General features: G+C 74.6%; 17 protein-coding genes. 10 read left to right on the top strand and 7 right to left on the bottom strand.

Features of this window, described 5'->3' with window-relative positions; genetic code table 11:
• Positions 1-3: 3 nt before the first annotated feature.
• Positions 4-171, top strand: a complete 168-nt coding sequence (locus tag ACT17Q_RS12535; protein WP_013884554.1) for a DUF3117 domain-containing protein — start codon at positions 4-6, stop codon at positions 169-171.
• 1 nt (position 172) lies between these two features.
• Positions 173-1,771 (top strand): leucyl aminopeptidase family protein, encoded by a 1,599-nt coding sequence (locus tag ACT17Q_RS12530; RefSeq protein ID WP_444662768.1) that lies wholly within the window; start codon positions 173-175, stop codon positions 1,769-1,771.
• Between the two features lie 6 nt (positions 1,772-1,777).
• Here the strand turns inward: ACT17Q_RS12530 and ACT17Q_RS12525 are convergent, their stop codons facing one another.
• Complete coding sequence (locus ACT17Q_RS12525; RefSeq protein ID WP_094182020.1) at positions 1,778-2,425, bottom strand: O-methyltransferase; 648 nt, start codon at positions 2,423-2,425, stop codon at positions 1,778-1,780.
• A 243-nt stretch (positions 2,426-2,668) separates the two neighbouring features.
• On the opposite strand from ACT17Q_RS12525, the gene sigE reads away from it, so the two are divergent.
• The 7 genes from sigE to ACT17Q_RS12490 all read left to right on the top strand — a co-directional run bounded on the left by sigE (position 2,669) and on the right by ACT17Q_RS12490 (position 9,084).
• On the top strand, positions 2,669-3,313 hold the full coding sequence (gene sigE / locus ACT17Q_RS12520; RefSeq protein ID WP_141318181.1) for an RNA polymerase sigma factor SigE: 645 nt from the start codon (positions 2,669-2,671) through the stop codon (positions 3,311-3,313).
• Positions 3,310-4,254: an anti-sigma factor family protein gene (locus ACT17Q_RS12515; RefSeq protein WP_444662766.1), complete on the top strand. Its 945-nt coding sequence runs from the start codon at positions 3,310-3,312 to the stop codon at positions 4,252-4,254. Before sigE ends, ACT17Q_RS12515 begins: the two co-directional genes overlap by 4 nt.
• Positions 4,251-5,858: a S1C family serine protease gene (locus ACT17Q_RS12510; protein ID WP_444662763.1), complete on the top strand. Its 1,608-nt coding sequence runs from the start codon at positions 4,251-4,253 to the stop codon at positions 5,856-5,858. The genes ACT17Q_RS12515 and ACT17Q_RS12510 overlap by 4 nt, the downstream gene beginning before the upstream one ends.
• A 54-nt stretch (positions 5,859-5,912) precedes the next feature.
• Positions 5,913-6,260: a twin-arginine translocase TatA/TatE family subunit gene (locus ACT17Q_RS12505; protein ID WP_444662761.1), complete on the top strand. Its 348-nt coding sequence runs from the start codon at positions 5,913-5,915 to the stop codon at positions 6,258-6,260.
• A 129-nt stretch (positions 6,261-6,389) separates the two neighbouring features.
• Positions 6,390-7,379, top strand: coding sequence for a tryptophan--tRNA ligase (gene trpS / locus ACT17Q_RS12500; RefSeq protein WP_208405547.1), 990 nt, complete (start codon positions 6,390-6,392; stop codon positions 7,377-7,379).
• Positions 7,376-7,951 (top strand): 2'-5' RNA ligase family protein, encoded by a 576-nt coding sequence (locus ACT17Q_RS12495; protein WP_094179363.1) that lies wholly within the window; start codon positions 7,376-7,378, stop codon positions 7,949-7,951. Before trpS ends, ACT17Q_RS12495 begins: the two co-directional genes overlap by 4 nt.
• A gap of 128 nt (positions 7,952-8,079) precedes the next feature.
• On the top strand, positions 8,080-9,084 hold the full coding sequence (locus ACT17Q_RS12490) for a YihY/virulence factor BrkB family protein (protein ID WP_444662758.1): 1,005 nt from the start codon (positions 8,080-8,082) through the stop codon (positions 9,082-9,084).
• 16 nt (positions 9,085-9,100) lie between these two features.
• On the opposite strand, the gene ACT17Q_RS12485 is transcribed toward ACT17Q_RS12490, so the two are convergent.
• The 6 genes from ACT17Q_RS12485 to sdhC all read right to left on the bottom strand — a co-directional run bounded on the left by ACT17Q_RS12485 (position 9,101) and on the right by sdhC (position 14,111).
• On the bottom strand, positions 9,101-9,826 hold the full coding sequence (locus ACT17Q_RS12485) for a HEAT repeat domain-containing protein (protein WP_444662756.1): 726 nt from the start codon (positions 9,824-9,826) through the stop codon (positions 9,101-9,103).
• Between the two features lie 35 nt (positions 9,827-9,861).
• Complete coding sequence (locus ACT17Q_RS12480; protein WP_444662754.1) at positions 9,862-10,620, bottom strand: phosphotransferase; 759 nt, start codon at positions 10,618-10,620, stop codon at positions 9,862-9,864.
• A gap of 81 nt (positions 10,621-10,701) precedes the next feature.
• Entirely contained in the window at positions 10,702-11,463 is a 762-nt protein-coding gene (locus ACT17Q_RS12475) for a succinate dehydrogenase iron-sulfur subunit (protein ID WP_444662752.1), read from the bottom strand.
• Positions 11,463-13,292: a succinate dehydrogenase flavoprotein subunit gene (sdhA, locus tag ACT17Q_RS12470; RefSeq protein WP_141318191.1), complete on the bottom strand. Its 1,830-nt coding sequence runs from the start codon at positions 13,290-13,292 to the stop codon at positions 11,463-11,465. The genes ACT17Q_RS12475 and sdhA overlap by 1 nt, the downstream gene beginning before the upstream one ends.
• A gap of 25 nt (positions 13,293-13,317) precedes the next feature.
• Positions 13,318-13,776 carry a succinate dehydrogenase, hydrophobic membrane anchor protein gene (gene sdhD / locus ACT17Q_RS12465; protein ID WP_094179367.1) on the bottom strand — a complete coding sequence of 153 codons (459 nt, stop codon included), beginning with the start codon at positions 13,774-13,776 and terminating at the stop codon, positions 13,318-13,320.
• Positions 13,776-14,111 carry a succinate dehydrogenase, cytochrome b556 subunit gene (gene sdhC, locus ACT17Q_RS12460; protein ID WP_232514820.1) on the bottom strand — a complete coding sequence of 112 codons (336 nt, stop codon included), beginning with the start codon at positions 14,109-14,111 and terminating at the stop codon, positions 13,776-13,778. The genes sdhD and sdhC overlap by 1 nt, the downstream gene beginning before the upstream one ends.
• 349 nt (positions 14,112-14,460) lie before the next feature.
• On the opposite strand from sdhC, the gene ACT17Q_RS12455 reads away from it, so the two are divergent.
• Positions 14,461-15,594, top strand: a complete 1,134-nt coding sequence (locus ACT17Q_RS12455; protein WP_444662749.1) for a mannose-1-phosphate guanylyltransferase — start codon at positions 14,461-14,463, stop codon at positions 15,592-15,594.
• The last annotated feature ends 97 nt before the right edge of the window (positions 15,595-15,691 follow it).

The following is a 15,691-nucleotide window of genomic DNA, read 5'->3' as shown; positions in this document are numbered from 1 at the left end:
CGCATGGCCGCGATGAAGCCGAGGACCGGAGACGGACCGCTCGAGGTGACGAAGGAAGGACGCGGGATCGTCATGCGCGTCCCGCTCGAGGGTGGTGGTCGTCTCGTGGTCGAGCTGAACGCGACCGAGGCCGCCGAGCTGGGCGAGGCACTGACCTCCGTCGCAGGCTGACGTGGCCGCTGGTCGTCCCCTGACGATCGGCCGGAGCCTGCCGGCCGTCTCGCTCGTCGGCGGCGTCGTGGCGGACAGCCCGCTGCTGACCGAGCCCGACGTCGACGCGGTCGCCGTCCCCGTCGCCCCGGCCGTCGCGGGCGACGAGGACGAGGGTCCTCAGCCGCGCCGCGGCGCGGCGTCGACCGCGGCGCGGTACGGCATCGACCTGGCCGAGCTCGCCGAGCGGGCCGGGCTGAGCGGTGCCGCGGGCGAGGCGTCCGTGGTGCAGCTGCCCCGGCCGGCGGGGTCCGGCGTGACGCTGCCGTGGGCCGATCTGCCGCCGCGGATCGTGCTGGTCGGCATCGGTGCGAGCACCGACACCGACCTGCGCCGCGCGGGCGCCGCGCTCGCCCGCGCCACGCGTGGCCTGCGGCGCGTCGTGACGACCATCGGCGACGACGCGGGCTACAGCGCGTCCCAGGCCGCACGTGCGGCACGCGCGCTCGTCGAGGGCTACCTGCTCGCCGCCTACGTGCCGATCAGCCTGGCCCGGACACCGTCGGTCAAGCCGTCGGCCGACCTGGTGCTGCTCGGGCGTGACGGCACGCGCGCGGGTGCCGCGGTCGACGCGGCGCGCACCGCCGCGTCGGCGACGTGGCTCGTGCGCGAGCTCGCGTCCACCCCGTCGAGCATCAAGAACCCCGCGTGGCTCGCGGACCAGGCGCGCCGCCTGGCGACCGAGGCCGGGCTCCAGGTCACCGTGCGCGGACCTCGCGAGCTCGCGGCCGAGGGCTTCGGCGGCATCCTCGCGGTCGGCTCGGGCTCGGCGTCGCCCCCGCGACTCGTCACCGTGTCCTACACGCCCCCGACGTTCGCGGCGGACGGCAAGCACGTCGTGCTCGTCGGCAAGGGCATCACGTACGACACCGGCGGCCTGTCGATCAAGCCGCGCGAGGCGATGGTCCCCATGAAGACCGACATGGCGGGGGCCGCGGTCGCGCTCGCGACCGTGCTCGGCGCCGCGAAGGCCGGCGTGCTGCACAAGGTCACCGCCGTGCTGCCGCTCGCCGAGAACCACTTCGGTGCCGCGTCCTACCGTCCCGGTGACGTGCTGACGATGTTCGGCGGCACCACCGTCGAGATCGCCAACACCGACGCCGAGGGCCGGCTCGTCCTGGCCGACGCGCTCGCGTGGGCGGACGCCGAGCTGGACCCCGACGTGCTCGTCGACGTCGCGACCCTCACGGGCGCCGCGACCGTCGGGCTCGGCCGGCAGTACGCCGCGCTGTACGGCACGGACGACGCGCTCGTCGCCGCGCTCGAGCGGGCCGGCGCGGAGTCGGGCGAGCGCGCGTGGCCCATGCCGCTGGTCGGCGAGTACGAGGGCGCCGTGCGCAGCTCGGTCGCGGACCTGCGGCACGTACCCGAGGACGGCAAGACCGGCGCGGGGTCCGTGACCGCCGCGCTGTTCCTGCGGCGGTTCGCGGGTGAGCGGGCCTGGGCGCACCTGGACATCGCGGGCACCGCGCGTGCCACCGCCGACAAGCACGAGGTGACCGAGGGCGCGACCGGCTACGGGGCCCGGCTGCTGCTGCGCTACCTCACCGACCTGCGCTGACCTCGGTCAGCGGCGGACCGCGACGAGCAGGCCGTCGCCGACCGGCAGCAGCGCGGGCTGCAGGCGCTCGTCGGCGCGCACGGCGCGGCCGAGCTCGCGCACGGTCGTCGTCGCCTCGTCGCGGCGCGCCGGGTCCGCGACCCGGTCGTGCCACAGCGCGTGGTCGACGACCAGGACGCCGCCGGGGCGCAGCAGCCGCACGGCCTGCGCGAGGTACTCGGGCGCGGACTCGAGCAGTCCGCCGACGCTCGTCAGGCCCAGGAGCACCAGGTCGTACGCGCCGTCGGTGAGCCGGGGCAGGACCTCGAGCGGCCGGCCCGAGATGGTGCGGGTCCGCGTCGAGCGGATCCCCGCGTCGGCGAACGACTCCTTGGCGGCACGGTGGTGCTCGGCCTCGGAGTCGATCGTCGTCAGCACGCCGTCGTCGGGCATACCGCGCAGGAGGAACAGCGACGCCACACCCGTGCCCGTGCCGATCTCGACCACGGCGCGCGCCTTGGCGGCGGCCGCGAGCAGGGTCAGCGCCGCTCCGGTGCCGGGGGTCACGGCGCTCGCGCCGAGCTGGGCGGCGCGCTCGCGCGCGGCGAGCACCACGTCGTCCTCCGGGAGGAACTCCTCGGCGTAGACCCAGCTGCTGGCCTTGTCGGCGGAGATGATGGACCTCCCGGCGGTGGCGCGTCGGACGCGCGTCGAGCGCCCACGGTCGCGGGCTCGCCCCAGCCTAGTGCGGCACGGCCCCCGGGCCAGCGCGGGGAACGAATCGTGCGGGTGCGGCGTTGGCACTCACGTCACGGACCTCCACGGGTCGCGGGCACCGTGCGGCGCCTGGGACACTGGGCGGTCGGCCGCGGCACACGTCGCGGGCGACCGGGCCACCACCGGTCCGACCACCGAGCGATGAGGGAGCGCGTGCCGAGCGACCAGGCCACCCCCAGCACCCCCACGTGGCAGCCGCCGTCGTGGGAGGAGATCGTGCGCGAGCACTCCGCGCGCGTGTACCGGCTCGCGTACCGCCTGACCGGCAACCAGCACGACGCCGAGGACCTGACGCAGGAGACGTTCGTGCGCGTGTTCCGCTCGCTGCACACGTACTCGCCCGGCACGTTCGAGGGCTGGCTGCACCGCATCACGACGAACCTGTTCCTCGACCAGGCGCGCCGCCGGCAGCGCATCCGCATGGACGCGATGGGCGACGACGACGAGCGCTACGAGAACACGGACCGCCTCGCGACGCCCGAGCGCGCGTTCGAGCACGGGAACCTGGACCACGACGTGCAGCGCGCGCTCGACGACCTGCCGCCCGAGTACCGCGCCGCCGTGGTGCTCTGCGACATCGAGGGGCTGTCCTACGAGGAGATCGCGGTCACGCTCGGCGTGAAGATCGGCACGGTCCGCTCGCGCATCCACCGCGCCCGCGCCCGGCTGCGCGAGTCGCTCGAGCATCGGGCCCCCTCGTCGTCCGCCGCGTCGAGCTCCACGTCCGTGGTGGCGTCGGCGCCGGTCGGGTCCCGCGTGGCCGACGAGGTCGGGGTCGCGCCGTGACGTACCACGTCGGGTCCCAGCTCAGCGCGCTCGTCGACGGGCGGCTCTCGGCCGTCGCGACCGAGCGGGTGCTCACGCACGTCGCCGGCTGCCCGCAGTGCGCCGACGAGCTCGCGGCGGCGCGGCTGGCCCGGCGTGCGCTGGCCGCCGCGGCGAACGACGACGTCCCCCTCGCCCCGGACCTCACGGCCCGGCTGATGTCGCTCGCGGGGTCCGTCCCGACGCCCGCCGCCGTGCCCGCGGCCGTTCCGCGGGACCCGTTCGCCCAGCCGGCGCTCGGTGTCCCGCACCTGCACGGACGCCGGGCGCGCGCGCTGCGCGGCGAGGTCGGGCAGCGGCGGCAGGTCTCGCGGCTCGCGGCCGGGTCGCTCGCGGGGGTCGGTGCGATCGCCGCGATGCTGTTCGTGCTGGGTGACCGGCCCGCGGTCGCGCCCGTCGGGCACCCGGGGGAGGACCTCGGGCTGCTGGGCAGTGCATCGGCCGCGAGCGTGCTGGCCGCCGCGGCGCAGGAGGCCGGCACCCCGGACGGCGAGCCCGGCCTCGCCCAGTCGCTGCGGGCGCGCGGGTGGACGTTCCCGGACACGCTGCCGGTCGGCTGGAGCGTGACGGGCACGCGGTGGGACGACGACGAGCGCGTGCTCGAGATCGACCTCGCCGGTCCGCAGGGCACGCTCGTCGTGACCGAGCAGGAGGGGCGGCTCGACACGACCGCGCTGCGCGGTGCGGAGCGCGTGACGATCGGCGAGCACGAGGCGTACGTGCTCTCCTACGCGCCGTGGCACGTCGTGTGGCAGTGCGACTCGACCGTCGTGCAGGTGGTCTCCGGCGGCGACGCCTCCGCGATCGTCGAGGCGTTCCCCGCGAAGGCGTTCGACGGTGGGGTGCCCGCGCGGATCTCGCGTGGGTGGTCGACCGTGGCCGGGGCGATCAGCCGCCCATGACGACGCCCGACGAGCCCGCGCGCCCCGCCGACGCGCGCCCCGAGCCCGCCCTGGACCGGCCCGAGGTGGGACCACCCGTGCCACCCGCTCCCCCGGGACCGCCGGCCGCCGCCACGCCACCGGCCGGCTCGCCCACGCCTGCCGCGTCGCCCGCGGGCGGGCTGTTCGCCGAGCCGTACGGACGTCCCGCCAACCCGTACGGCCCGCCCGGGACGTACCCGCAGCTCGGACACTCGCAGCCGCCCACCGCGCACCCGCAGGCGGCGCACGTCGGCGCGCAGCCGCACGGGCTCACGCCGCCCGGACCGCAGGCCGCACCCGCACCCGTCCCCGTCGCGGGTGCCCCGAGCCCCGCGCCCTGGTACGCGCCGTACGGCGCGGCAGGACCGTACGCGCAGCCGGGTGCGCCCGCTGCGCAGCCGGGCCCGGTCCCCGGACCGCCGGGCGCTCCCGGACCGTCGCCGACGGACGAGCGGGGACGCCGGACGCGCCGCGGGCTGTCGGCCGGCTGGGTCGCGGGGCTGGTCGCGCTCGCGCTCGGTGCGGGCCTCGTCGGCGGGGTCGCGGGTGCGCGGCTGCTCGGCGGCGACGACCGCCTCGCCGACGCCGGGCTGCCCGCGGTGGTCACACGGCCGACGGACGCCGCGGGGAACCCCGTGGGCGGGGCCATGGTCGAGGGCTCGGTCGCCGAGATCGCGGCGGCCGTGCTGCCGAGCGTCGTCTCGATCCAGTCGTCGGGCTCGTCGGGCGCGGCCACCGGGTCGGGCTTCGTGCTGCGGCAGGACGGCTACCTGCTGACCAACAACCACGTGGTCGCGGGTGGCACGGGCGCGGGCGGCTCGCTCGTCGTGACGTTCGCGGACGGCCGCGAGGCGCCTGCGGAGCTCGTCGGGAGCACCGCTGACTACGACCTCGCGGTCCTCAAGGTCGACGTCGACGGCCTCGTGCCGCTCGCCCTCGGCGACTCCGACGCGGTGCGCGTGGGAGACCCAGTCGTCGCGATCGGCGCGCCGCTCGGGCTCGAGGGAACCGTCACGACGGGCATCGTCTCGGCGCTCAACCGGCCGGTCTCGGCGGGCGACGAGGCGGAGACCGCGTTCATCAACGCGATCCAGACCGATGCGGCCATCAACCCGGGCAACTCCGGAGGGCCGCTGGTGAACGCGGCCGGCGAGGTCATCGGCATCAACTCCGCGATCGCGCAGCCGCCCGGCCAGACCGCGCAGACCGGCGGGAGCATCGGGCTCGGGTTCGCGATCGGCTCCAACCAGGCCCGACGCACCGCGACCCAGATCATCGAGACCGGACGCGCGACGTACCCGATCATCGGCGTGCTGCTCGACCGGCAGTACTCGGGCGAGGGCGTGCGCGTCGCGTCGGAGGCGCAGCAGGGGCAGGAGCCGGTGAGCCCCGGCGGGCCCGCGCAGGACGCGGGCATCCGGCCGGGCGACGTGATCGTCGCGATCGACGGCCGGCCCGTCACGGACCCCGACGAGCTCATCGTCGCGATCCGCGCGCACGAGCCCGGCGAGGTCGTCGAGCTGACCGTGCGGTCGGACGGCGAGGACCGCACGCTGCAGGTGGAGCTCGACGAGTCGCAGTGACGTGGGTCCGACGATCGCGTCGGTGGGCCGGTGCGACCGGGGTAGCCTGAGCCGGTGTTCGACATCAACGGCGGCGAGCTGATCGTGCTCCTCGTCGTCGCGGCCCTCGTCATCGGGCCGCAACGGCTGCCGGCGTACGCCGAGCAGCTCGGCGTCCTCGTGCGCCGCGGCCGCGACTGGATCACGCAGGCGCGCACCCGGCTCGACGAGGAGACCGCCGACCTCGGTGTCGACTGGGAGGCCCTCGACCCCCGCAAGTACGACCCGCGACGCATCGTGCGCGACGCGCTCCTCGACGAGCCGGCAGCGCCCGCGCGTCGTGGCGCGGCGCCCGCCGGTGCCGCCGTGCCCCGCCCGGCCCCGCTCGTCGGGCCGCCCCCGTTCGACGACCAGGCCACCTGAGCGTCGACGCCGCCGACCCACAGCCCCGCCGGCACCCGCCGGCACCCGCCCGCACCCGTCCACGCTCGTCGCCGACGAGCCGCACAGATCGGACCCGCAGTGTCACACCCCGCGCGCATCTTCTCCGGCATGCAGCCCACGTCGGACTCGCTCCACCTCGGCAACTACCTGGGTGCGCTGACGCAGTGGGTGGCGCTGCAGGACGGCAACGAGGCGATCTACTGCGTGGTCGACCTGCACGCGCTCACGGTCGGTCCCGACCCGGCGGTGCTGCGCGAGCGCACCCGCCGCACGGCCGCGCAGTACCTCGCGGCGGGCGTCGACCCGGAGCGCTCCACGCTGTTCGTGCAGTCGCACGTCGCGGAGCACGCGGAGCTCGCGTGGATCCTGTCCTGCCACACGGGCTTCGGCGAGGCCTCGCGCATGACGCAGTTCAAGGACAAGTCCGCCAAGCAGGGCGCCGAGGGCACGACGGTCGGGCTGTTCACCTACCCGGTGCTCATGGCCGCGGACATCCTGCTGTACGACACGGCGAAGGTGCCCGTGGGCGAGGACCAGCGCCAGCACCTCGAGCTCACGCGTGACCTCGCGCAGCGCCTCAACTCGCGGTTCGGTGCGGGCACGTTCGTCGTGCCCGAGCCGCACATCGTCAAGGAGACGGCCAAGATCTACGACCTGCAGGACCCGACGGCGAAGATGAGCAAGTCGGCGGGCTCGCCCAACGGCCTCATCGAGCTGCTCGACAACCCGAAGACGATCGCGAAGCGCATCCGCTCCGCCGTGACGGACGCGGGCCGCGAGATCCGGTTCGACCCGGAGCACAAGGCCGGGGTGTCGAACCTGCTGACGATCTTCTCGGCGCTGTCCGGGCGGGGGATCGCCGAGCTGGAGGCGGACTTCGACGGCAAGGGGTACGGCGACCTCAAGGTCGCGCTCGCGGACCTCGTCGTCGAGTGGGTCACGCCGTTCCAGGCGCGCGTGCACGAGTACCTCGACGACCCGGCCGCGCTCGACGCGGTGCTCGCGGCGGGCGCCGAGAAGGCGCGCGAGATCGCGGCGCCCACGCTCGACCGCGTGTACGAGCGCTCCGGCCTGCTCGCGCGGCGGGCGCGCGCGTGAAGCTGCCCGAGGTCCACGGCGACCAGGTGATCGTCGGGGTCGCGATCACCGTCCCCGAGCCGTACGGCAGCCAGCTCCAGGACGCGCGCGCACGCCTGGGCGACCCGGTCGCGGCGTACATCCCGCCGCACATCACCCTGCTCGGCCCCACCGCGCTCGAGCCGCAGGACGTCGACCAGGTCGACGCGCACCTCGCGCAGGTCGCCGCGGCGCACGCCCCGTTCGTCGTCCGGCTGCGCGGCACCGCGACGTTCCGGCCCGTCTCGCCGGTGGCGTTCGTGCAGGTCGCCGACGGCATCGCGGGGTGCGAGGCGCTCGAGACCGCGGTGCGCACCGGGCCGCTCGCGCAGGACCTGCGGTTCCACTACCACCCGCACGTCACGGTCGCGCACGAGCTGTCCGACGAGCAGCTGGACGTGGCCATGGACCTGCTCGCGGACTACGACGCGACGTTCGTCGTGACGCGGTTCCACTGCTACCTGCGTGGCGACGACGAGGTGTGGCGGCCGCGCTCGGAGTACCGGCTCACGGGCCGCGCCGCCCCGCGCGGCGACCGCGTCTCGCGCACCTGACCGCCTGGCCGTCCCGGACCACCTGACCGTTCCCGACCTCGCGCCCGGACGCGCTCGCAGCCGTGGCCTCGACGACGAGGACCGCGCCTCGAGGTGCCGGGCCGCGTGGCCCCACCTAGCCTCGTGAGGTGGGACGACAGCCAGACGTGGTGGAACCGGCAGCGGGCTCCGGCTCGGCGCACGCGCGCGCGGCCGCGGGGGTCGGCGAGGACCTGGCGCCCGCGCGCCGCTCGCTCGTGACACGCGTGGTCGACCGGGCGAAGGCGCTGCTGGCGTGGTGGCAGGGGACGCGGGCAGCGCGCGCGAACGCGCGGTTCGGCGCGCAGGGCGGGGGCGTGCTCACGGGCGGCATCGCGTACGCCGCGCTGTTCTCGGTGTTCGCGGCGCTGACGATCGGCTGGACCGTCTTCATGGCGGTGCTGGGGGACAGCGCCGAGCTGCGCGCGCAGGTGGTCGACGCGGTCAACGACGCGGTGCCGGGCCTGCTGAGCACGGGCACGACCGAGGGTCTGGTCGACCCGGCGTCCCTGCGCCTCAGCTCCGGGCTCACGGTCGCCGGCCTGGTCGCGTTCGTCGTGCTGCTGCTGTCGGCGCTGTCGGCGACGGCCGCGCTGCGCACGGGCGTTCGCGCGATGTTCGACGAGCAGGGCGGCGGCAACGCGGTCGCCGGGAAGCTCCGCGAGCTCGGCGGGCTGGCCGGGCTGGCGGTCGCGATCCTCGTCTCGGCGGTGCTGACCACGGCGGTGGCGTCCGCGGTGGCCTGGGTGCTGCAGGTGCTGGGGTGGGGCGGCGTGACGAGCGTCGCGGCGCAGGTCGTCGGCGTGCTCGTGGCGTTCGTGGTCGACGCCGCCGTGTTCGTGCTGATCGTCAAGGTCCTGGCGGGGGAGTCACCGCGCTGGCCCGACCTGCGCGGCGGCGCCGTCATCGCGGGTGTGGGCATGGGTGTCGTGCGGGTCCTGGGCACCTCGGTGGTCGCGGGCAGCGCGACGAGGAACCCGGTGCTCGCGTCGTTCGCGCTGGTCGTGACGCTGCTGGTGTGGGTGAACCTGATCTCGCGGATCGTCCTGCTGGCGGCGGCGTGGACCGCGAACCCCCCGGCTCAGCCGGCTCAGCCGACCGCCCCCGCCACCTGAGTCCGCTGGCCGGAGCTCACACGTCCGGGCCGAGCAGGACCGCGAGCCGCCGCTTGCCGCGGTTCTCGCGCACCACCCAGGCCACGTCCGCGTCGTCGTCGCGCTCGAGCGCCGCGAACGCCGCGAGGCCCCGCTCCGGGTCCGCCGCGACCGCGACGCTCCAGCAGTAGCCCAGCGCCTGGCGCAGCGTGCGCACGTCCGGCGTGCGCCGCTCACCGGCGGGCACGGCGCGCAGCACGTCCGTCCCGCGCGCGCACGCCTCGAGCGCGAGCGCGCGCAGCTCCGGGACGGCGAGCAGCGCCGGCTCGCACGCACCGGCGACCGCCGCCCGCACGACGAGGGGCCGCGGGTCCGCGAGCCACCGGCGCACGAGCGCGACCGTCGCCGCGGGGTGGGCCGCACCGAGGCGCTGCACGGCCATCGCCGCGCCCTCCCGCACGCGCCAGCGCTCGTCGTCGGCGCGCGCGGTCAGGACGTCCACGAGCTCGTCGTGCCGCGGTCCGCTCGCGTCCGCGAGCAGGCGGCCGAGCGCGGCCGTGCCGCACGCGGCCAGGTACTCGTCCCCGTCCCCGGCGAGCCGCCGCACGAGCGGCTCGCGCGCGACGTCCCCGAACGCCGCGAGCAGCGTGAGGTTCGCGCGCGGCCCGGGCAGCCCCGAGTGCGTCCCGAGCAGCGCGACGACCTCGTCGTCGGTCAGGTCCGTCAGCTCCCGGCGCCACGCGGCGCGCGTCCCTCCTGTCACCCCGCCATCCTGGTGCGTCGGCGCGCCGCGTGCGGTCAGACGCGACCGAGCGCGGCGACCAGCTCGTCGGTGCGGGCCACCAGCCGGCGCAACCGCGCGAGCGTCGCGGCCGGCTCGCCGCGCTCGCCGAGCCGCAGCATGCCGACGTCACCCGCGCGCTGCCCCGCCGCGATGCGGTCGCACGAGTCCGTGAGGCGCCGCTCGACGTGCCGCAGCAGCACCACGGGGTCCACCCCGCCGTACCCGTGGGCGATCACCGCGAGCCCGTGCGCCATGCGTGCCGCGTCGTCGTCGGGGAACAGCAGGGGTGACGCCCACGCGAACATCGCGAGGTCGTCGAGCGGGACGCCGGGGCCGGCGGTGTCCCAGTCGAAGACGCCCGCGAGCTCGTCGCCGTCGAACACGAGGTTGTACATCGCGGCGTCGTGGTGGCACACGATCTCGCCCGGCTCGAGCCCCCGCTCGACGAACCGCCAGCGGCGCGACGAGCGCGGGAAGCCCGCGACGACCGTGTGGAAGTCGCGCAGCCAGCGAGCCGTCGACGCGAGCTGTGCGTCCGAGAGCGCGACGACTCCCACCGGCACGACCTCGCCGGGCAGGTAGTCGAGGACCTCGCGGCCGTGCTCGTCGGTCCCGTGCGGGCGCGGCACCCCGCGCAGACCCTCGTCCGCCAGGAACGTCAGCAGCTCGTGCACCGCGGGCGTCCACGGGCCCGTCGGCCGCCGCACGGTCGAGCCCACGCGGACCGCTCCGCCCACGTTGCCGCCCGGCAGCACCACCTCGTCGTCCAGCACCGGACCACCCAACCACACGACGACGCCCGCCGGTCCCCGGGGCGGGGCGGCGGGCGTCGGTCGCGGTGCGGGACGTGCGGGTCAGAACGCGCGGGTGATCATCGCGCGCTTGACCTCCTGGATCGCCTTGGTCACCTCGATGCCACGCGGGCAGGCCTCGGTGCAGTTGAAGGTCGTGCGGCAACGCCACACGCCCTCCTTGTCGTTGAGGATCTCGAGGCGCTGCGCGCCACCGTCGTCGCGGCTGTCGAAGATGAACCGGTGCGCGTTGACGATCGCCGCGGGGCCGAAGTACTGGCCGTCGGTCCAGAACACCGGGCAGGACGACGTGCACGCCGCGCACAGGATGCACTTGGTCGTGTCGTCGAACCGCTCGCGCTGCGCGGGTGACTGCAGGCGCTCCTTGGTCGGCTCGTTCCCGGTGGTGATGAGGAACGGCATGATCTCGCGGTAGGAGGCGAAGAACGGCTCCATGTCGACCACGAGGTCCTTGACGACCGGCAGGCCCTTGATCGGCTCCACCGTGATCGGCTTGCTCGGGTCGAGGTCCTTGAGCAGCGTCTTGCACGCCAGCCGGTTGCGGCCGTTGATGCGCATCGCGTCCGAGCCGCAGATGCCGTGCGCGCACGAGCGGCGGAACGTCAGCGAGCCGTCGAGCTCCCACTTGATCTTGTGCAGCGCGTCGAGCACGCGGTCGGTGCCGTGCACCTCGAGCTCGAAGTCGTCGAACCGCGTGACCGCGGGGCCGTGCTCGGCGGGCAGGTGACGCAGCACGCGCAGGGTGACCGTGAACGACGGCACGGCACCGGCCTTGGCGGGGGCGTCCTCGAGGGTGGCAGTCATCAGTACTTACGCTCCATCGGCTGGTAGCGGGTCACGGTGACGGACTTGGAGCCGAGCACCAGCTGGTAGTCGTCGAACGGCTCGACGTGGTGGAACGAGCCCTCCGCGTCGCCGTCGGTCACGGGGGCGTCGGCCGGGCGACGGTAGGCCATCGTGTGCCGCATGAAGCCCGCGTCGTCGCGGTCCGGGTAGTCCTCGCGGAAGTGGCCGCCGCGCGACTCCTTGCGGTTCAGCGCGCCGACGACGACCGTCTCGGAGATGTCCAGCAGGAAGCCGAGCTCGACGGCCTCGAGCAGGTCGGTGTTGAACGTGCGCGACTTGTCCTGCACGGACACCGCCTGGAACCGCTTGCGCAGCGCCTTGATGTCGGTGAGCGCCTGCGTGAGCGACTCCTCGGTGCGGAACACCTGCGCGTTCGCGTCCATCGTCTCCTGCAGCGCGCGGCGGATGTCCGCGACGCGCTCGCCGTCCGGGCGCGTGCGGATCGTCTCGAGCTCGGACTCGACGACCACCGCCGGGTCCGCCGGGATCTCGACGAACGAGGCGGTCGCCGCGTACGCGGCGGCCGAACGTCCGGCGCGCTTGCCGAACACGTTGATGTCGAGGAGCGAGTTGGTGCCCAGGCGGTTCGACCCGTGCACGGACACGCAGGCGACCTCGCCGGCCGCGTACAGGCCCTTGATCACGTCGCGCTCGTTGCGCAGCACCTCGCCCTCGATGTTCGTGGGGATGCCACCCATCGCGTAGTGCGCGGTCGGGTACACGGGCACGGGCTCGGTGTACGGCTCGATGCCCAGGTACGTGCGCGCGAACTCCGTGATGTCCGGGAGCTTGGCGTCGATGTGCGCGGGCTCGAGGTGCGTGAGGTCGAGCAGGACGTAGTCCTTGTTCGGGCCCGCGCCGCGGCCCTCGCGCACCTCGTTGGCCATCGAGCGGGCGACGATGTCGCGCGGCGCGAGGTCCTTGATCGTCGGGGCGTAGCGCTCCATGAACCGCTCGCCGTCCGCGTTGCGCAGGATGCCGCCCTCGCCGCGCGCGGCCTCGGACAGCAGGATGCCCAGGCCCGCGAGGCCCGTCGGGTGGAACTGGAAGAACTCCATGTCCTCGAGCGGGATGCCACGGCGGTACGCGAGCGCCATGCCGTCGCCCGTGAGCGTGTGCGCGTTCGAGGTCGTCTTGAAGATCTTGCCCGCGCCGCCCGTGGCGAACACGACGGCCTTGGCCTGGAACACATGGATCTCGCCCGTCGCGAGCTCGTACGCGACGACGCCCGACACGTTGACCTCCTCGCCGTCGGGCACGTGGCCCGCCGCGAGGTCGTGGTCGACGAGCAGGTCGAGGACGTAGAACTCGTTGAAGAACTCGACGTCGTTCTTCACGCACTGCTGGTACAGCGTCTGCAGGATCATGTGGCCGGTGCGGTCCGCGGCGTAGCAGGCGCGGCGCACGGCGGCCTCGCCGTGGTTGCGCGTGTGGCCGCCGAACCGGCGCTGGTCGATCCGGCCCTCGGGCGTCCGGTTGAACGGCAGGCCCATCTTCTCGAGGTCGAGCACCGCGTCGATGGCCTCCTTGGCCATGACCTCGGCGGCGTCCTGGTCGACCAGGTAGTCACCGCCCTTGACGGTGTCGAACGTGTGCCACTCCCAGTTGTCCTCCTCGACGTTGGCCAGCGCGGCGCACATGCCGCCCTGCGCCGCGCCGGTGTGCGAACGCGTGGGGTAGAGCTTCGAGATCACGGCGGTGCGCACGCGCGTCGAGGACTCGAGGGCGGCGCGCATCCCGGCGCCGCCTGCGCCGACGATGACGACGTCGTACTGGTGGGTCTGCATGAGGGTCAGGGCTTCCTTCGGGACGTCAGGCGGTGCAGAACGAGGGCAGCAGGTCCAGCGGCGCGTCGGTCGGGCACGGGTCGAACGTGAAGATCACGAGCGTGCCGAGGACGACGACGATGACGAACGCGAAGTACAGGAGGCCCTTGAGCACCAGGCGGGTGGAGTCCTTGGACGCGTAGTCGTTCACGATCGTGCGCATGCCGTTGGTGCCGTGGATCATCGCGAGCCACAGCATCAGCAGGTCCCAGACCTGCCACAGCGGCGACGCCCACTTGCCGGCGACGAACCCGAAGTCGATCGACTTGATGCCCTCGCCGGACACCAGGTTCATGAACAGGTGGCCGAAGATCAGCACGATCAGCAGCGCGCCGGAGGCGCGCATGAACACCCAGCCGTAGAGCTCGGTGTTGCCGCGCGTGGTCAGGCGCGACGGACGGGCGCGCGGCGGGCGGGGGGCCTTGGGGTCGGCGATCGTCGTCATCACTCACCCCCGAAGACGTGCATGAGGTGACGCGGCAGGAAGCCCGCCATCGTCACGACGAACAGGCCGATGACGACCCAGAGCATGACCCGCTGGTACTTGGGGCCCTTGGCCCAGAAGTCCACGAGGATGATCCGGATGCCGTTGAACGCGTGGAACACGATCGCGGCGACCAGGCCGGCCTCGCCGAGGCCCATGACCGGGTTCTTGTACGTGCCGATGACCTCGTTGTACGCCTCGGGCGAGACGCGCACGAGCGAGGTGTCGAGCACGTGGACGAGAAGGAAGAAGAAGATCGCGACTCCGGTCACGCGGTGCGCGACCCACGACCACATTCCTTCACGCCCGCGGTACAGGGTGCCGACGGGCGCCTTCTTCCTCGCCGGGGGCGAGGCGGGCGCGGTGGGCGCAGCGGACACGGGGAGTGCCTCCTGGCGAGTCAGGGGTCGGGACGGCCTCGTCCCGGGGGTGTGTCCCTCACTGTATAGACCCCTCCACCCCCGATCGCACGGGGCTGGGCCCAAGGTCCTGCCTGTGAGAAAGTCCACAGACTGGGACGCCCGACCCCGGTCGCGCGGTTCGTGCACGGTGCTCCCACGCGTCGTGCGACCCCCTCCCGCACGTCTCGTCCCACGCTCGGCCCCCGCCCGTGGCGCGCCGCGCCGGCGGGCTAACCTGTCGCGCATGCCCGACTCCGCCGCACCGACGTCCGGTCGCATCCCCGGCTTCCACGCCGTCGTCCCCGCGGGCGGCGCCGGCACGCGGCTGTGGCCGCTGTCCCGGGCCGGCCACCCGAAGTTCCTGCTCGACCTCACCGGCTCGGGCCGCACGCTCCTGCAGTCGACGGTCGACCGCCTCACGCCGCTCACGGGCGACCGCGGGGTCGTCGTCGTGACCGGCGTGCGGCACGCGCGGGCGGTCGCGGAGCAGGTCCCCACGCTCGGTGCCGACGACGAGCGTGGGCGGCTGCTCGTCGAGCCGTCACCGCGCGACTCGATGGCCGCGATCGGGCTCGCCGCCGCCGTGCTGCTCGAGCGGCACGGCGACGACGTCGTGATCGGCTCGTTCGCCGCGGACCACGTGATCGACGGCACCGACGAGTTCGAGCGCACGGTGCGCGAGGCCGTCGCGGCGGCACGCGAGGGCTTCGTCGTGACGATCGGCATCACCGCGACCGGTCCGTCGACCGCGTTCGGCTACATCCGCTCGGCCGACGACCTCGGCGTCGCGGGCGCGCCGACCGCGCGGCACGTCGCGGGCTTCACCGAGAAGCCCGACGCGCAGACCGCCGCCGCGTACCTGGCCACCGGCGACTACCGGTGGAACGCGGGCATGTTCGTCGTGCGCGCCGCGGTGCTGCTCGACCACCTGGCGCAGCAGCTGCCGGCGCTCGCGGCGGGGCTGCGCGAGATCGGTGCCACGTGGGACACCGCCGAGCGCGACGCGGTGCTGGAGCGGGTGTGGCCCGGCCTGACCAAGATCGCGATCGACCACGCGATCGCCGAGCCGGTCGCCGCCGCGGGCGGCGTGGCCGTCGTGCCCGGTGACTTCGGCTGGGACGACGTCGGCGACTTCGCGTCGCTCGCGGACCTGCTGCCCGCCCCGACCCTCGGCGACGACGCCGCGGTGCTGCGTGTGGGGTCCGACGACGCGTTCGTCGTGCCGGGGGCGGGCCGCACGGTCGCGGTCGTCGGCCTGGCCGACGCGGTCGTCGTCGACACCCCCGACGCGCTGCTGGTGACGACCCGCGCGCACGCCCAGCAGGTCAAGCAGGCCGTCGACGGCTGGCGCGCGGCCGGCCGCGAGGACCTGCTCTGAGCGAGCCTGACCACGCACGGCCACGCACGACCCCGCCCGACCGCGGACGGCCGGGCGGCGCCGGGGCGCACGGAGATAACCTCGCCACGTGTCCACC

The organism is Cellulomonas sp. CW35, from assembly GCF_052378485.1.
In the GTDB taxonomy this organism is placed as follows: domain Bacteria; phylum Actinomycetota; class Actinomycetes; order Actinomycetales; family Cellulomonadaceae; genus Cellulomonas; species Cellulomonas uda.
This window is presented reverse-complemented; position numbering and strand designations above follow the sequence as displayed.

Coding starts and splice junctions, on each gene's coding strand:
- ACT17Q_RS12535 (WP_013884554.1), top strand. CDS start 4: ATGGCCGCGATGAAGCCGAGGACCGGAGACGGACCGCTCGAGGTGACG.
- sigE (WP_141318181.1), top strand. CDS start 2,669: ATGAGGGAGCGCGTGCCGAGCGACCAGGCCACCCCCAGCACCCCCACG.
- ACT17Q_RS12510 (WP_444662763.1), top strand. CDS start 4,251: ATGACGACGCCCGACGAGCCCGCGCGCCCCGCCGACGCGCGCCCCGAG.
- trpS (WP_208405547.1), top strand. CDS start 6,390: ATGCAGCCCACGTCGGACTCGCTCCACCTCGGCAACTACCTGGGTGCG.
- ACT17Q_RS12475 (WP_444662752.1), bottom strand. CDS start 11,463: ATGACTGCCACCCTCGAGGACGCCCCCGCCAAGGCCGGTGCCGTGCCG.
- sdhA (WP_141318191.1), bottom strand. CDS start 13,292: ATGCAGACCCACCAGTACGACGTCGTCATCGTCGGCGCAGGCGGCGCC.
- sdhD (WP_094179367.1), bottom strand. CDS start 13,776: ATGACGACGATCGCCGACCCCAAGGCCCCCCGCCCGCCGCGCGCCCGT.
- sdhC (WP_232514820.1), bottom strand. CDS start 14,111: ATGTGGTCGTGGGTCGCGCACCGCGTGACCGGAGTCGCGATCTTCTTC.
- ACT17Q_RS12455 (WP_444662749.1), top strand. CDS start 14,461: ATGCCCGACTCCGCCGCACCGACGTCCGGTCGCATCCCCGGCTTCCAC.